The sequence below is a fragment of the Pseudomonas laurylsulfativorans genome (assembly GCF_002906155.1).
Classification (GTDB): domain Bacteria; phylum Pseudomonadota; class Gammaproteobacteria; order Pseudomonadales; family Pseudomonadaceae; genus Aquipseudomonas; species Aquipseudomonas laurylsulfativorans.
Window position 1 is genome coordinate 41,232 of the sequence record NZ_MUJK01000015.1, and the last position, 16,626, is coordinate 57,857.

Genomic DNA, 16,626 nt, shown 5'->3' on the forward strand with positions numbered 1-16,626 from the left:
CCACCAGCCCTGCGCGCAACGCCTGTTGAATTGACTGAACCCGGGTGTGAATTTTCTGCTTCATCTGCTTGATGTCAGCTTGCGCATTGCACGTCGCGTTCGGCTGTCGCCGCCCTCAATTATAAGTTGGCGTAATACTTCGAATAATAAATAGAAAATTGACTAATCATGGTCCCGGAACGAAAAATCATCCCCAGACCGGCGCCGCCAGAGCGCCGCGGATTTGCCGTTTCTCTCCTGCCAGAAAAATAACCAAAGGAGTCCCCCCATGAAGCCTCCCGCTTCGTCCCAGCCGCGCCGTGCGGCAGCCGCTGCGTTTATTGGCACCATGATCGAGTGGTACGACTTTTACATCTATGCCACCGCCGCCGCGCTGGTGTTCGGCGCGCTGTTCTTCCCCTCCGACGACAAGCTGTTCAGCACCATGGCCGCTTTCGGCACCTTTGCCGTGGGCTTCTTTGCACGGCCGTTGGGCGGGATCGTCTTCGGTCATATCGGCGACCGCATCGGCCGCAAGAAGTCGCTGATCATCACCTTGTTGATGATGGGCGTGGTCACGGTGTGTATCGGCTTGCTGCCGACCTACGCGCAAATCGGCGCCGCGGCGCCGGTGCTACTGATCCTGTTGCGCATCGTCCAGGGCATCGCCGTCGGTGGCGAGTGGGGCGGGGCCGTGTTGATGGCTGGCGAGCATGCACCGAAAGGCCGACGCAATTTCTTCGCCTCGTTTGCGCAACTGGGCAGTCCGGCGGGTTTGATCCTGTCGCTGCTGGCCTTCAGTGCGGTCACCCGTTTACCGGAAGAGGATCTGATGAGCTGGGGCTGGCGCCTTCCGTTCCTCGCCAGTTCGCTGTTGCTGCTGGTGGGCCTGGCGATTCGCCTGGGGGTCAATGAATCGCCGGAGTTTCTCGCCAGCCGTGAGCAGGCCAGCAAAAGCCAGCGCAAGGAGCAGGCGCCGGTCATGGAGGTGCTGCGCACCGCGTGGCGTCCGCTGCTGTTGTGTATCGGCGCCAACACCCTGGGGATCGCCGGGGTGTATTTCACCAACACGTTCATGATCGCCTACACCACCCAGCAACTGGAACTTCCACGCTCGCTGATTCTGGAGTGCCTGTTCTTCGTCGCGATCATCCAGTTCTGCATCCAGCCGCTGGCGGCCTGGGTTGCCGAGAAGATTGGCGCGACCCGTTTCCTGTGCCTGGTGTCGCTGCTGGCCATGGCCTCGCCCTACCCGATGTTCGTGCTGGTCAGTTCGGCCCAGGCGCCGCTGATCATCCTCGGCATTGCCCTGGCGGTGGTGTGCATGGCGTCGTTCTACGCCGTGATCGCCGGCTACGTCAGTGGCATGTTCGAGACTCGCGTGCGCTACACCGCGATTTCCCTGGCGTATCAGATCTGCGGCGCGGTGGCCGGGGGGCTGACGCCGCTGATCGGCACCTTGCTGGCGCACAAGTTCGCCGGCCAATGGTGGCCGATGGCGGTGTTCTACAGCCTGATCGCGGCGACTTCGCTGGTCTGCGTATTGTCCCTTGCCCGTCGCCATGCCAACGCTGAGCGCGTTGAGCTAGCCACCATTTGAACCTGTAGGAGCCGGCTTGCTGGCGATAGCGGTGCGTCAGTCGACATGTCTATTGACTGGACGGGCGCGTTCGCCAGCAAGCCGGTTCCTACAAAGATCGTCGTTTTGAATTTTCCTGGAGAAACTCATGTTGAAGATTAATGGCGAACGCCTCTGGGCGAGTCTGATGGCAATGGCCGAAATCGGTGCCACCGCCCGTGGCGGCAGCTGCCGCCTGGCCCTGAGCGACGAGGACAAGGCCGGTCGCGAACTGTTTGCCCACTGGTGCCGCGAAGCCGGCATGACCCTGAGCGTGGATGCCATCGGCAACCTGTTCGCCCGTCGCGCCGGCACTGATCCGGATGCAGCACCGGTGATGATGGGCAGCCACCTCGACACCCAACCCGAAGGCGGGCGGTTCGATGGCGTGTACGGCGTGCTCGCCGGCCTGGAAGTGGTGCGCTGCCTGAACGATCTGGGTATCCAGACCCGCAAGCCGCTGGAAGTGGCGGTGTGGACCAACGAGGAAGGTGCACGCTTCACCCCGGCGATGTTCGGCTCGGCGGTGTTCACCGGCATCATGGCGCTGGACGCCGCACTGGCGGTGCGCGACATCGATGGCATCAGCGTCGCCGAGGCGCTGCAACGTACCGGTTATGCCGGCGAGCGCCCGCTGGGTGGCGCGGTGGATGCGTACTTTGAAGCCCACATCGAGCAGGGGCCGATCCTCGAAGACAACGCCAAGAGTATCGGCGTGGTCAGCGGCGGCCAGGCTATTCGCTGGCTAGACGTGCGGGTCGAAGGCATGGCGGCCCACGCCGGTACGACGCCTATGCCGCTGCGCAAGGATGCCCTGTACGGTGTGGCGCAGATGATCCAGGCTATCGAAAGCCTGGCGGCGGACTTCGCTCCGGAAGGCCTGACCACGGTCGGTGAATTGAGCATCAACAAGTCGTCGCGCAACACCATTCCGGGTCTTGTGAACTTCACCGTCGACCTGCGTCATCACCGCGATGCAACCATCGAGGCCATGGAGCAACAGGTCCGTGCGCGGCTTCAGGCGATCGCCGACGCTCGCGGCTTGCATCTGACAATCACCCCGCACTGGATCAGCCCGGCGACGCCGTTCGACGCTGACTGCGTGGCGGCGGTGCAACAGGCCGTCGATGCGCTGGGCTACGCTCAGCAATCGATCGTCAGCGGTGCCGGGCATGACGCGATCCACCTGGCGCGATACTGCCCGACGGCCATGGTGTTCATCCCTTGCGTCGGGGGCTTGAGCCACAACGAAGCTGAAGACGTGCTGCCTGAAGACGTGCGCCAGGGTACGGATGTGCTGCTTAACGCGGTGTTGAACCGCGCAGGCCAATAACTCTTCAGCCAGGTGAGTACCTTGTGGCGAGGGAGCTTGCTCCCGCTTGAGTGCGCAGCACTCACAAAACCCGCGAGACCTGCGAAGAGTTTGGGGCCGCTACGCAGCCCAACGCGAGCAAGCTCGCTCGCCACAGAGTGCTCATTCGGACAAAAGATTTTCGTTAACTGACAGGTACTCATTCCATGCGCAGTTTTTTCCACCCCGAACAATTGCTCCACCATCCACGCAGTTACTACTCCCGTGGCCAGATGCGCACGCCGCAGGAAGTGCCGGAGCGTGCGCAGCGCCTGGTGCAGGCTTCTCACGCATTGGGTTTCAAGGTCGAGCAACCGGCCGACGCCGGGCTCGATCCGCTGCTGGCGGTGCACGGCGCACCGTACCTGAGGTTCTTGCAGGAAGCCCATCAGCGCTGGAAAGAGATTCCCGAGGATTGGGGTGACGAGGTGATGTCGAACATCTTCGTGCGCGAGCCCAACGCCCTGCGCGGGATTCTCGCGCAAGCTGCGCGCTATCTGGCCGATGGCAGTTGCCCGGTGGGCGAGCAGACCTGGCGTTCGGCTTACTGGTCGGCGCAAAGCGCCATCGCCGGTGCCCGGGCGTTGCTCGATGGCGAGCCCGCAGCCTATGCCTTGTGCCGTCCACCGGGTCACCACGCCCGGGCCGAAGCGGCGGGTGGTTTCTGTTATGTGAACAATGCGGCGGTGGCGGCGCAGGTACTGCGCGCCGGTTTTTCGCGGGTGGCGGTGCTGGATACCGACATGCACCATGGGCAAGGGATTCAGGAGATTTTCTACGAGCGCGATGACGTGCTCTACGTTTCGGTGCACGGCGATCCGACCAACTTCTATCCGGGGGTCGCAGGCTTTGCCGAAGAGCGCGGTGCCGGGGCTGGAGAGGGTTTCAACCTGAACTTGCCGATGGCTCATGGCGCCAGCGAGGCCGACTTCCTCGAGCAATTGGATGTAGCGCTCAAGGCGGTGACGGACTTTGGCGCCGAGGTGCTGGTGCTGTCCCTGGGCTTCGATATTTTCGAACTCGACCCGCAAAGCAAAGTGGCGGTGACCCGCGAAGGGTTCGGCGTGCTCGGCGAGCAGATTCGCCGCCTCGGGCTGCCGTGCCTGATCGTGCAGGAGGGCGGGTATCACCTGGAGAGTCTGGAGGATAATGCGCGGGCGTTTTTTGTGAGCCCTGAGGTGTGGCTGCTCTGAATTGTGGCGAGGGGGCTTGCCCCCGTTGGGCTGCGCAGCAGCCCCAAAACCAACGACCTTATATGCCCGGAAATACTACGTTCGTCGGTTTACGACTGCTGCGCAGCCGAACGGGGGCAAGCCCCCTCGCCACAGGACTTGCCATAGCCCTGACGTTAACGTAAAGATTGCGGCAGGGCGCCGACGTATGAAGGCGCAGGGGCGGACGACCCGGAGCGCTTGATGACGCTAATAAAAACAAACTCCCCCAAACAGCATCGCGAAGCCCGGCTGGCCCGGGAAAAGCTGCACCTGGAAGGCGAAGTGCCGGATGGCGTCCTGCGTGCGGAAATCGATGCTTCCTGGCGACGCAGCCTGAGCCATGGCGTGCATTTCAATGCCAAGCATGAACTGGCGCTGGAATCGAGCGCCAGCCTCGACCTGTTGCTGGCCAGCAATCGCTTGCTGATCGACGCCGCGTTGCCGGCCATCGATTACCTGGCCGAACGTCAGGGCAAGGAAGGGCTGATCATCCTCGCCAACTCCGATGCCACCATCCTCGCCGTCGAAGGCCGCGCCGACCGTCTCAAGGGCAGTGGCCTGCAGGACATCACCCTCGGCGCCTGCTGGAGCGAAGCGGTCCGTGGTACCAACGCCCTCGGCACGGCGCTGGTGGAAGCCCGGCCGACCCTGATCGATTGCGGCGAACATTATCTGGATCGCCTCAGTGATTTTTCCTGCACCTCGGTGCCGATCCATTGCCCCCAGGGCGACATTCTTGGCGTCCTCGACCTGACCCGCGAAGGCCCGCTCGGCCGCGCCCACGACAGCACGGCGCTGCTGGCCATGGCCGTCAGCCAGATCGAAAGCCGGGTGTTCAACGCCAGTTATCCCGACGAAATCGTCCTGGCTTTCCATAGCCGTCGCCAATACCTGGAATCCCCGTGGCAAGGTTTGCTGGCGGTGAGCCTCGGTGGGCAGATCCTGGCGGTCAGCGCCCAGGCCTGCCAGTTGCTCCACGCCGAGCGCTCGGCTTTGGTCGGGCGGCGCTGCGAGGAGTTTCTCGGCGTCGACGGCCTGCAATTGTTGGCGCGCCTGCATCAGGGCGGAGTCGGTAGCCTGCAGACCGCCAAGGGTGAATTCTTCTACAAGACCCTGCGCGCGCCGCAACGTTCGATCAACGTCAGCAGCCCGCCGCGCACTACGGCGAAAACAGCCAAGGCGCAACCGGATCTGGAGTCGCTGGCCGGCAGCAACACGCGCTACGCCCGTGCCTTGCGCATGGCTCGTCAAGGCCTGGCCAATGAACTGCCGGTCTTGTTGCTGGGTGAAACCGGCACCGGTAAAGAGGTTATCGCCCGCGCCCTGCACATGGCCGGAGCGCGCTGCGACAAACCCTTCGTGGCGGTGAACTGCGCGGCCATTCCCGAAGGCCTGATCGAGTCCGAACTGTTCGGTTATCGTGAAGGCGCGTTCACCGGTTCACGCCGGGGCGGTATGGTCGGGCGCTTGCAACAGGCCCATGGCGGCACCCTGTTCCTCGATGAAATCGGCGACATGCCACTGGCCTTGCAGGCCCGGCTCTTGCGGGTGTTGCAGGATCGCAAGGTCGCGCCCCTGGGCGCAGGCGAAGAGCAGGACATCGACGTCGCGCTGATCTGCGCCACCCACCGCGACCTCAAGCGCCTGGTGGAGGAAAAACACTTTCGCGAGGACCTGTTCTACCGGGTCAATGGCATCAGCGTGATGCTCCCGGCCCTGCGCGAGCGCGAAGATTTCGGTGCACTGGTCAGTCGCATGTTGACGACACTGGGCGCCCCCACCGTGGTCCTGCACGACGATTTGAATCGCTTGCTCGGCGGCTATCACTGGCCCGGCAACATCCGCCAGCTGGAGATGGTCCTGCGCACCGCGCTGGCCATGCGCGAGCCGGGTGAAACCGTGCTGACCCTCGACCACTTGCCCGACAGCATGCTCGACGAGTTGACCGCCAGCGAACGCCCGCAGGCCGGCAGCATCCGGGAAAACGAACTGGAGCTGATCCGTCAGTCCCTGGACACGCACCAGGGCAACGTCTCGGCTGCCGCCGACGCCCTGGGCATCAGCCGCGCGACCCTGTATCGCAAGCTCAAACAGTTGCGTTCATGATGCAGCGCCTGATCGTTCGGCTGATCGACAGCCAGAACCCCGAGGCCCTGCAAGCGTCGCTGCGCTGGCTGTACAGCTTTGTGCGCCCCCATCGCCTGGCGATTGCCGGGCTGCTGGGCCTGTCGGTCTGCGCCTCGGCGCTGGTGCTGGTGCAGCCGTGGCTGACCAAGCTGTTGATCGACGATGGCCTGCTGGCGCGCAACTTCCCGATGCTGGTACTGATCGCCGGGCTGATGATCGTCGCCGGGTTGCTGGGCACGGCGCTGTCGGGCGTCAACCGCTACCTGCACACGCGCCTGTCCGGACGCATGCTGTTTGCCCTGCGCGATGACCTGTACCGGCATTTGCAAACCCTGTCGCCGAGCTTTTATGGCCAGCGGCGCATCGGCGACCTGATGTCGCGCCTCGATGGCGATGTCGCGGAAATCCAGCGGTTTGCCGTGGACTCGCTGTTCTCGGCGGTGTCGAGCGTGATCGGCCTGGTGGTTGCCATCGCGATGCTGCTGACGCTGTCCTGGAAGCTCTCGCTGCTGGCCCTGGTGCTGATCCCCCTCGATGTCCTCTGGCTGCGCTGGATGCGGCGCAAGGTCGAGCGCGATGTGCGGCAATTGCGCGAACGTTCGGCGGACATGTCGTCGTTCATGGTCGAGACATTGCCGGTGATGAAGTTCATCCAGTCCGCCGGTCAGCAACAGCGCGAAGCACGGCGCCTCGAGACGCTGGGTCAAGGCTACATGAGCCAATTGCTGCGCCTGCAAGTCACCGAGTTTTTCACCCAGGCCGTGCCCGGCACGCTGACCTCGCTGTCCCGGGCCTGCGCATTTTTGATCGGCGGATACTGGGTGGTGCAGGGCACCTGGCAGCTCGGTGCCCTGATTGCCTTTTCCACCTACCTGGGGATGGCCGTGGGGCCGGTGCAAAGCCTGCTCGGGCTTTATGTCGCCGTTCAGCGGATGACCGTCAGCCTCGGCCGGGTCATGGAGTTGCGCGGCGAACAACCGACCGTACTGACGCCCGTCACGCCACGTCCGATGCCCAATGGCGGCGATCTCTGGTTCGACAACGTGCACTTCGCCCATCCCGGCCGCCAATCGACCCTGCGCGGCATCGAAGCGCGGATTCCCTACGGTATGAAAGTGGCCCTCAGCGGCGGCTCGGGCGTGGGTAAATCCACCCTGATCGACCTGCTGCAACGTCATCACGATCCGCAATCGGGCCGGGTCCTGCTGGGTGACGTCGATCTGCGCGAACTGGATCTGTTCCAGCTGCGTCGGCGCATTGCCATCGTCAGCCAGGACATCGTGCTGTTTCGCGGCAGCCTCGCCGACAACCTGGCGTACGCGGTGCCGGACGCCAGCCGCGAGGCGATTGCCGACGTGGCGCGGCTGGCGCAACTCGACAGCCTGATCGAGTCCTTGCCTGAAGGCCTCGACAGTCCGCTGGGCGAGCGCGGCCAGCAGTTGTCCGGCGGGCAGAAGCAACGCATCGCGATTGCCCGGGCACTGTTGCAGGACCCTCTGATCCTGGTGCTCGATGAAGCCACTTCCGCGGTGGATGAAGCCACCGAGCGCGAAGTCATCGACGCCATCGATCGCTTGTTTGCCGGGCGTACGCGCATCCTGATCAGCCATCGTCCTTCAACCCTGGCCGATGCCGATCTGCGTTTCGAACTGCTCGACGGCGTGCTGACTTCGAAAACGGTGCTGCATGAAATCTGAACTGCGCATTGGTGTGGTGGACAGCGGCCACTCGGCAGCACAACGGGTGCAGGTGATCGCCGGTCGGCGCTTTTCATTGCTTGAAGACGGCCTGGCCGAGGGCGACTTGCGCGACGATCCGCTGGGGCATGGCAGTGCCGTGATCGAGGCGATCGGCCGGCGCGCACCGTCGGCGCTGTTTTGCGTGGCGCAGGTGTTCGATCAGCGCGGTGTCACCAGCGCCTTGCAGATCGCCACGGCGATTGACTGGCTGTTGGCGCAGGATGTGCGACTGATCAATTTGAGCCTTGGCTTGCGCCAGGATCGCAGCTTGCTGCGCGAGGCCTGCGCGGCGGCGGTGGCGCGGGGCGTTTTGCTGTGTGCGTCGAGCCCGGCCCAGGGGGAAGGGGTGTTTCCGGCCAATTATCCGCAGGTGTTGCGGGTCACCGGCGATGCGCGCTGCGCCGAACAGGAATGGTCGTGGCTCAACACTGTCCAGGCGGATTTCGCCGCGTGTGTGCATGGCACCTACCCGGGGCAATCCGGGGCGAGCCTCGGTTGTGCAGCCTTGAGCGGGCACATCGCCGGGTTTCTCGCCGAACAGCCTGACGCCAGCAATGAGCAAGTCATCGAGTGGTTGCGCGAGCATGCCCGTTACCGTGGCCCGGAACGGCGCTTCGGGCCATGACCGACATCGTCATTCTTGGCGCCGGGCCGGCCGGCGCAGCCGTCGCGCTGGGGCTACGGCGGTTGGGCCATGGCGTCACGCTGATCAGCGAATGGCGCCGGTTTGCGGCGCTCGAAGGGGTATCCGTGCGGGTTCTGGAGGCCTTGCGCAGTGCCGGCCTGCAGCACGCACTGGCAGATGCGGCCTTACCGTCCCAGCGGCAGGTCTCGTGGAATGGCCAGCAACATGCGCAGAACATCGAGTATCTGCTTGACCGGCCGGTTTTTGACCAGGGCCTGCGCGAGGATTTGCGCCTGGCTGGGGTTGCGCTGATCGAAGGCCGGGTGCTGACGGTTCAGTCATCGGCCAATGGTCATCGAATCGAAATCGATGGACGCGAACCGCTATTCGCTCCGTTTTTCGTCGAGGCCCGCGGACGCCAGGCCCCGGCAATCGGCAAGGGCCTGCGCGGCCCCGAGACCGTCAGCTTGCTCAATCGCTGGCAGGGTTCGCCGGGTAGCACCGCCAGCGCCGTGGAAAGCCTTGAGGACGGCTGGGCCTGGATGGCGCGCCGTGCTGACGGCCAGTGTTACTGGCAATGGACGGTGGACGTGGCCAGCGCCGGGTTGCCGGGCAAGGCTATGTTGCTCGATTACTGCCGGCAGCGGCGCCAGGGTTCGACGCTGGCCACGGCATTTTTTGCAGGCGTTGCAGAAGCTGATCTACAGCTGCACGCCCGCAGCAGCACGGCAATTCTGAGCCCGCAGGTGTGTGGCGAAAACTGGATTCGGGTCGGCGATGCGGCAATGGCCGTCGACCCGCTGTCGGGCAATGGAATCTTTCAGTCGTTGTCTTCGGCGTTGCAGGCTCCGGCGGTGATCAACACGCTGCTGTGCAAGCCCGAACGGGCGGCGCTGGCCCAGCGGTTTCACCAGCAGCGGGTGGAACAGTTGTTTTTGCGTTTTGCGCGAATCGGCCGGGATTTTTATGCCGATGAGCAGCGTTGGCTGGACCAACCTTTCTGGCAGGCACGACGGAACTGGCCAGACGCCGAGGTGGCCCATGCCGAGGCGGATTTCAATGCGCTGAGAATCGAGCGGGCGCCGGTGTTGCGTGATGGGTTGGTCGATGAGGCCGAGGTGGTGATCACGGTGGATCAGCCGTTGGGCATCTGGCATGTGCAGGGGGTTGAGGTGGCGCCGTTGGTGCAGAGGTTAAAGCAGGGCGAGCCGGCGGGTCAGGTGTTGGCTGGGTTGACGGTGGAGCAGGGAAGGATGGTCAAAAGTTGGTTGTTGGCTCAGGGATTCAAACCCTGACATTCGAGTTGTCTGAGATGGCCCCTTCGCGAGCCTGCTCGCGAAGGCGGCCTGAAAGACGCTGCAAATTACAGTTTGATCAACACCGACTTCAACTCGGTGTAATGCTCGATCGCCGCATACCCCATCTCACGCCCGACCCCGGACATCTTGTAGCCGCCAAACGGCAGCGCCGGGTCCAGGGCGCTGTGGCAGTTGACCCACACCGAGCCTGACTTGATGCGCGGAATCATCCGGTGCACCGCCGCCAGGTCATTGGACCAGATGCTCGCCCCCAACCCGTAGGGACTGTCGTTGGCCATGCGCAAGGCATCGGCCTCGTCATCGAACGGGATGGCCACCAGCACCGGGCCGAAGATTTCTTCCTGCACCAGTGAGTGCTTCTGATCGACGTCGACAATCACTGTCGGCTTGACGAAGAACCCTGGACCAAATTGCTCGCCACCGCAGGCAATGGTGGCACCGCTTTCCCGGCCCTTTTCGATGTAGCCGTAGACGCGCTCCTGCTGCCGCGCCGAGATCAACGGGCCCATGTCGACACTCGGGTCCAGGCCGTTGCCGAGTTTCATGGCGTTGGCGATATCGCTGATGTCCGCCACCACATTGTCGAAATGCTTGCGCTGCACATACAGTCTGGAACCTGCGCAGCAGACCTGGCCCTGGTTGAAGAAAATCGCGCTGGCGGCCCCGGCCGCGGCGGTTTTCAGGTCGGCGTCGGCCATGACGATGGTTGGCGACTTGCCGCCCAGTTCCAGGGTGACCCGGGTCATGGAGTCCATGGCGATCTTGCCGATCTGCTTGCCCACGGCGGTGGAGCCGGTGAAGGTCAGCTTGTCCACCAGCGGGTTGTGGGTCAGGGCTGAACCTGCGGTGATGCCGGTGCCGGTGACGACGTTGAACACGCCTTCGGGATAACCGGCTTCCAGCACCAGTTCGGCGAGTTTCAGTGCAGTCAGCGGGGTTTCGTCGGCGGGCTTGAGCACCACGGTGCATCCGGTGGCCAGGGCCGGGCCGAGTTTCCAGCAGGCCAGCAGCAGCGGGAAGTTCCAGGCGACGATGGCGCCGACTACGCCCACCGCTTCACGACGGATGAAGCTGTGGAACTGGTCGTTGGGCATCAGCGGTGCCGACACGTCAACGGTAGAACCTTCGATCTTGGTCGCCCAGCCGGCCATGTAGCGCAGGAAGTCGATTGACAGTTGTACGTCCATCACCTGGGCCACGGCTGCGCTTTTACCGTTGTTCAGGCATTCCAGTTGCGCCAGCAGCTCGGCGTCGCGCTGCATCAGGTCGGCGAGTTTCCACAACAGGTTCTGCCGCTCCCGGGGGCGTGTACGGGTCCAGGCCGAATCGTCGAACGCCTGGCGGGCGGCGAGTACCGCACGGTCGACATCCTTTGGCGTGGCCCGTGGCACCACGCACAACACCTCACCGGTGGCCGGGTTGTGCAGCGGCATGGTCTGGCCGTCGGCGGCCTCGACCCAGTCACCGCCGATCAGCATGCGCGGGGCGCGTTGGATGAACGCCGAAGTGGCGGGAAGCAGGTTTGGGAGCGACATGTTGAAACCTCGTCTTGTTCGTGTGGCGAGGTCTTTCGCAACGGTTGTGCCAGTTTGGCCAAAGCGCCGTGTTAGCAGGCTTGAGCGGAAAAAGCAGCTCATGAACGAGCGCTGGACTGTCGCAAACTGAGACGCCGCTGACACACTCGTTGCCCCCCCCTGTAGGAGCTGGCTTGCCAGCGATGGACTCGAATGCGCCGCGTTGAACCAGTCATCACGCATTATCGTTAACAACCATCGCTGGCAAGCCAGCTCCTACAGAAAGCCAAACGATCATTGGTCATCAGCCCTTGGCGTGGCTCGCCTATGCTCGTCTCAGAGTGCAACAGTTGTCGCGAAATTGAACGTGTTGCCGCGATGGCATGACTGGCAAAACGCCCGTCGATTCCGGCAAATCATTGATTCATTGAGGTATTCGTAAGCTGGCACGCTCCGTGTATTGCTCATCGCAGACGTTTCTCTTGCCTCCGTCAGCGGCTTGCCGCCGGCGGCAGAAACCAAAAAAAACGATAAGCCACAACAATAAGAACGCACCGTGCGAGGTTCGACGTTGATGAAGAGAAAACTCCGATCAGGCATGAGCGCCAGCCTGCTGGCCGTAGCCGCTTGTGTAGCGCTGCATTCGCCTTATAGCCTGGCAGCCCGCGACGCCCAGACCATCCTCAAGGAAACCTGTCAGGGCTGTCACACCCCAGAAGCCGATAACGCCCTCAGCCGCATCAGCCACCAGCGCAAAACGCCGGAAGGCTGGCTGATGAGCATCGCCCGCATGCAGACCATGCACGGTTTGCAGATCAGCGACGACGATCGTCGCACGCTGGTCAAATACCTGGCCGACACCCAGGGCCTGGCGCCGAGCGAAACCGATGGTGTGCGTTATGCGCTGGAGCGCCGGCTCAATACCGTCGAGCACTTCGACGACCAGACCAGCCAGATGTGCGGCCGCTGCCACTCCGGTGCGCGGGTTGCCTTGCAACGGCGTCCGGCGCAGGAGTGGGAACGCCTGGTGAATTTCCACCTCGGTCAGTGGCCGTCCCTGGAATACCAGGCACTGGCCCGTGACCGCGACTGGTTCGACCTTGCCCGCAAAGACATGGTGCCGCTGTTGGCCAAGCGTTATGCGCTGGACAACCCGGCCTGGAAAAAATGGCAGAGCGTGGCGCCCAAAGCCGATGCGCTGGTCGGCGACTGGAGTTTCAGCGGCCACTTGCCGGGCAAGGGTGAACTGGCCGGTGTCATGAGCGTAACCGCTGACGGCAGCGACACCTTCAAGGTCAGCGTCAAGGGGCAGTACGCCGATGGCAGTCCGTTCAATGGCGAGGGCAGTGCAATTCTCTACACCGGCTACGAATGGCGCGGCAACGTGACCATCGATGGCGTGACCATGCGTCAGGTGTTCGCCGCGCAAGGCACTGCCATGCAGGGGCGGATGTTCGAGGCCGAGCACGACGAGCGCGGCCTGGACTTCGTCGCCGCCAAGCAGGGTTCCCAGCGGTTGCTGGCGGTGCAGCCGGGCTATGTGAAGGCCGGTAGCGAAACCGAGGTGACCCTGATCGGCAGTGGCCTGAGCGGCAAGCCGAACTTCGGCAAAGGCGTGGAAGTGCTCGAAGTCGTCTCGCAGAGCCCGGAGCAGATCAAAGTCAAACTCAAGGCCGCCGCCAATGCCCAGCCGGGTACGCGCGCAGTCACTGTCGGCACGCTGAAAGGCCCGAGCCTGTCGGTGTACAGCAAAATCGATGCAGTCAAAGTGGTGCCGGAATTCTCGGTGGCGCGGATCGGCGAGGGCGGTGGCTCGACGCCGAAAGTCCAGGGTCGTTTCGACGCGGAAGCCTGGGGCAAGGGCGCTGACGGCAAGCCGTATCGCATCGGTGTGTTCCCGGCGCAATGGAAGGTCGAGGCCTTCGACGACCGCGCCAAGGAAGACGAAGACGTCAAGTTCGCCGGCACCATGCAGGCCGACGCAGGCGTATTCACCCCGGGCGATGCCGGGCCGAACCCGGCACGCAAGATGTCCACCAACAATGCCGGCAACCTCAAGGTGATCGCCGCCGTCGACGACGCAGGGAAATCCCTGACCGGCGAAGGCCACATGATCGTGACCGTGCAACGCTGGAACAATCCACCCATTCCATGATGTGCCTGACCTGCAACGTTTCAGACACTTTTTCGGAATGACAGCAGGTCCTCAAAGCAGGGCCTGCACAGGAGGTTTGCCATGGGCGCTATCTTGAATCTGGTCGAACGCAACCTGCATGAAGTGCAGGTCGATGCCGACCGCATGCTGTTTCACATCCCCAGCAGTTCGCTGTTCGCCAGCGATGAACTGACGGGCACCATCATCGATACCCTGCGCGGCCCCGGCTGCTCCTCGGACGACCTGATCCAGCGCCTGGCCGCGCGGTTCAACGGCGAGGAAATCACTGAGACCCTGCGCGAACTGATGGCCCTGGAACTGGTCAGCGACGGTTCGCCGCTGACCCCGGACATCGCCACCAAGCGGGTCGAGCGCACGGCAATCAATACCGTGGTGCTCAACGTCAACACCGGCTGCAACCTGAGCTGCACCTATTGCTACAAGGAAGACCTCGACAAGCCGTCGGCGGGCAAAAAAATGGACGTCGAAACGGCGATTGCCTCGGTGGAAATGCTGCTGCGCGAATCCCCGGACGAAGAGCGTTTCACCGTGGTGTTCTTCGGTGGCGAGCCGCTGAGCAACCGCAAGCTGATCGAATACATGGTCGACTATTGTGAGAAGCGTTTTCGCGAGGCCGGCAAGTTCGTCGAGTTCGTGATGACCACCAACGCCACGCTGCTCACCGAAGAAACCGTGGACTACCTCAATGCTCACCGCTTCGGTTTGTCCGTGAGCATCGACGGGCCGAAAACCGTGCACGACCGCAACCGCATCACCGTGGGCGGGCAGGGCACTTATGACGTGGTGCGGCGCAAGGCCGAGATGCTGCTGTCGCGCTACAACAGCCGTCCGGTGGGCGCGCGGGTAACGCTGACCACTGGCGTGACCGACGTCGAAACCATCTGGGATCACCTGTTCAACGAGCTGGGTTTCGCCGAAGTCGGCTTTGCCCCGGTGACGTCGGGCGATATAAGCAGCTTCAACCTCACCAGCGACGAGCTGATCGAAGTCTTCGCCAGCATGAAACGCCTCGGTCGGCGTTATCTGGAAGCGGCGCTGGAGCACCGCAACATCGGTTTCTCCAACCTGCACCAGTTGATCACCGACATCCACGAAGGCCACAAGAAAGCCCTGCCATGCGGCGCGGGCCTGAAGATGCTGGCGGTGGATCACAAGGGCGAACTGAACCTGTGCCACCGCTTTACCGGTTCGAGCCTGCCGACCTTCGGCAATGTCCACAGCGGTGTGAAACAGGTGGAGTTGAATGACTTCCTGTCCCAGCGCCTGGACCGCACCAACACCGGCTGCGAGGACTGCCAGATCCGCAACCTGTGTTCCGGCGGCTGCTACCACGAAAGCTACGCCCGCTATGGCGACCCGACTCATCCGACCTATCACTACTGCGAACTGATGCGTGACTGGGTCGACTTCGGCATCGAGGTCTACACCCGGATCATGGCCAATAACCCTGCGTTCATCAGCAGTTACATCACTCCGCGCAAGGCTCACTGATATGAAACATCTCAAGGCAATCAATAACAAAGCGTTGAAGCTGGATCAGGCCGCGGACGAAAACCGCATTGAAGAAGTGGTGGCGATGAGTTCCGTGGCGGGCTGCGCCTCGACCACCGACCCGGGCTGGGAAATCGACGCGTTTGGCGGTGTGTCGTCGCTGTGCCAGCCAATGGAGGCCGACCTCTACGGTTGCTCCGACCCTTGCTGGTGGCCGGCCCAGGTGCCCGACATGATGAGCACCTACCCGGATTGGAACAAGGATGCCCAGGCGTCCAACGACAACTGGCGCAACCTCGGCACTGTCTTCCCGAAAGACAAGTGATCAGATAATAAGAAGGATTCCAGCATGCACAGCATCAAAGCCTGCGGCCTGGCCGCTTTCGCCGTCCTGAGCAGTTGTTCGGTCAGTGTCCTGGCCGATGAAAACAGCGCACTGCAAGACGGTCACGAATACATGTTGACCACCAATTACCCGAACAACCTGCACGTGATCGACCTGGCCACCGACACCTTGTTCAAGACCTGCAAGATGCCCGATGCCTTCGGGCCCGGCACCGTGCAGCTGTCGCCGGACCGCAAGACCGCCTACGTGCTGAATAACCACTACGCGGATGTCTATGGCGTCGAACTGGACAGCTGCAAACAGGTGTTCCACGCCAGCATCACCCAGAAGCCGGGGGAGAAAGCGAAATCGATGTTCGCCTTTACCCTCAGCCACGACGGCAAGGAACTGTACACCGTCGCCAACCCGACGCTGATGATGAACGATCGCTATGAAGTGCAGCAGCCTCGGCTGGATGTGTATGCGACGGACGCCGGGATGGATGCCAAACCGGTGCGCAGTTTCCCGGCGCCGCGCCAGTTGACCATCATGCAGAGTGGCGATGACGGCACGCTGTACGTGGCCGGGGCGGACGTCTACAAGGTCAATGTGCAAACCGGCAAGTTCGACGTGCTGATCCCCAGCCGCCACTGGAAGCGCCCGAACTACAGCGCGCCGGACGTGCTCTACGTGTGGAACCAGCAGACCTATCGGCATGACTTCTCGCTGCTCTACACCGCGGCGAAATTCAAGGACAAGAAACAGGACCCGGCCACCGCCGAATACCTGTACGGCCTGTTCAGTGTCGACCTGAAGACCGGCAAGACCGAAACCACCGATTTCGGCCCTTTGACGGAGATCTACTTCAGCGGGATGCGCTCGCCCAAGGACCCGAACCTGATGTTTGGCGTGCTCAACCGTCTGGCGAAGTACGACATCAAACAGAAGAAAATGCTCCAGTCCGCCACGCTCGATCACTCGTATTACTGCATTTCCTTCAACAAGGACGGCAGTAAGATCTACCTGGCGGGGACGTTCAACGACGTGGCGATCTTCGATGCCGACAGCCTGAAGCAGACGGGCAGCATCAAGTTGCCGGGCGGAGACATGGCGATTACCACGGCACAGATATTTGTCCGGTAGATTGC

At 62.8% G+C, this 16,626-nt stretch carries 12 protein-coding genes; 11 read left to right on the forward strand and 1 reads right to left on the reverse strand.

What is annotated here, in order from left to right:
• The first annotated feature begins 268 nt into the window (after positions 1 to 268).
• The 7 genes from B0D71_RS28105 (at position 269) to qhpG (ending at position 9,948) form a co-directional block, all read left to right on the forward strand.
• The gene (locus tag B0D71_RS28105; protein WP_103397618.1) at positions 269 to 1,579 is read left to right on the forward strand and encodes an MFS transporter; all 1,311 of its coding nucleotides are present in this window, start codon (positions 269 to 271) and stop codon (positions 1,577 to 1,579) included.
• A 127-nt stretch (positions 1,580 to 1,706) separates the two neighbouring features.
• Positions 1,707 to 2,930, forward strand: coding sequence for a Zn-dependent hydrolase (locus B0D71_RS28110; RefSeq protein WP_103397619.1), 1,224 nt, complete (start codon positions 1,707 to 1,709; stop codon positions 2,928 to 2,930).
• A 185-nt stretch (positions 2,931 to 3,115) separates the two neighbouring features.
• The gene (locus B0D71_RS28115) at positions 3,116 to 4,141 is read left to right on the forward strand and encodes a histone deacetylase family protein (protein ID WP_103397620.1); all 1,026 of its coding nucleotides are present in this window, start codon (positions 3,116 to 3,118) and stop codon (positions 4,139 to 4,141) included.
• 222 nt (positions 4,142 to 4,363) lie between these two features.
• Positions 4,364 to 6,268 carry a sigma-54-dependent Fis family transcriptional regulator gene (locus B0D71_RS28120; protein WP_103397621.1) on the forward strand — a complete coding sequence of 635 codons (1,905 nt, stop codon included), beginning with the start codon at positions 4,364 to 4,366 and terminating at the stop codon, positions 6,266 to 6,268.
• Positions 6,268 to 7,986 carry an ABC transporter ATP-binding protein gene (locus tag B0D71_RS28125; protein ID WP_103397672.1) on the forward strand — a complete coding sequence of 573 codons (1,719 nt, stop codon included), beginning with the start codon at positions 6,268 to 6,270 and terminating at the stop codon, positions 7,984 to 7,986. The genes B0D71_RS28120 and B0D71_RS28125 overlap by 1 nt, the downstream gene beginning before the upstream one ends.
• Positions 7,976 to 8,653, forward strand: coding sequence for a subtilisin-like serine protease QhpE (gene qhpE, locus B0D71_RS28130; protein ID WP_103397622.1), 678 nt, complete (start codon positions 7,976 to 7,978; stop codon positions 8,651 to 8,653). Before B0D71_RS28125 ends, qhpE begins: the two co-directional genes overlap by 11 nt.
• Positions 8,650 to 9,948 (forward strand): flavin-dependent monooxygenase QhpG, encoded by a 1,299-nt coding sequence (gene qhpG / locus B0D71_RS28135; protein WP_103397623.1) that lies wholly within the window; start codon positions 8,650 to 8,652, stop codon positions 9,946 to 9,948. Before qhpE ends, qhpG begins: the two co-directional genes overlap by 4 nt.
• A 68-nt stretch (positions 9,949 to 10,016) precedes the next feature.
• Here qhpG and B0D71_RS28140 read toward each other — a convergent pair whose 3' ends face one another.
• Complete coding sequence (locus B0D71_RS28140; RefSeq protein ID WP_103397624.1) at positions 10,017 to 11,507, reverse strand: aldehyde dehydrogenase family protein; 1,491 nt, start codon at positions 11,505 to 11,507, stop codon at positions 10,017 to 10,019.
• 553 nt (positions 11,508 to 12,060) lie between these two features.
• On the opposite strand from B0D71_RS28140, the gene peaA reads away from it, so the two are divergent.
• The 4 genes from peaA (at position 12,061) to peaD (ending at position 16,621) form a co-directional block, all read left to right on the forward strand.
• Positions 12,061 to 13,641 carry a quinohemoprotein amine dehydrogenase subunit alpha gene (peaA, locus tag B0D71_RS28145; protein WP_103397625.1) on the forward strand — a complete coding sequence of 527 codons (1,581 nt, stop codon included), beginning with the start codon at positions 12,061 to 12,063 and terminating at the stop codon, positions 13,639 to 13,641.
• An 81-nt stretch (positions 13,642 to 13,722) separates the two neighbouring features.
• Positions 13,723 to 15,153 (forward strand): quinohemoprotein amine dehydrogenase maturation protein, encoded by a 1,431-nt coding sequence (gene peaB, locus B0D71_RS28150; protein WP_103397626.1) that lies wholly within the window; start codon positions 13,723 to 13,725, stop codon positions 15,151 to 15,153.
• A 1-nt stretch (position 15,154) separates the two neighbouring features.
• Positions 15,155 to 15,478 carry a quinohemoprotein amine dehydrogenase subunit gamma gene (qhpC, locus tag B0D71_RS28155; RefSeq protein WP_008016081.1) on the forward strand — a complete coding sequence of 108 codons (324 nt, stop codon included), beginning with the start codon at positions 15,155 to 15,157 and terminating at the stop codon, positions 15,476 to 15,478.
• A 24-nt stretch (positions 15,479 to 15,502) separates the two neighbouring features.
• The gene (gene peaD, locus B0D71_RS28160) at positions 15,503 to 16,621 is read left to right on the forward strand and encodes a quinohemoprotein amine dehydrogenase subunit beta (protein ID WP_103397627.1); all 1,119 of its coding nucleotides are present in this window, start codon (positions 15,503 to 15,505) and stop codon (positions 16,619 to 16,621) included.
• Positions 16,622 to 16,626 lie beyond the last annotated feature (5 nt).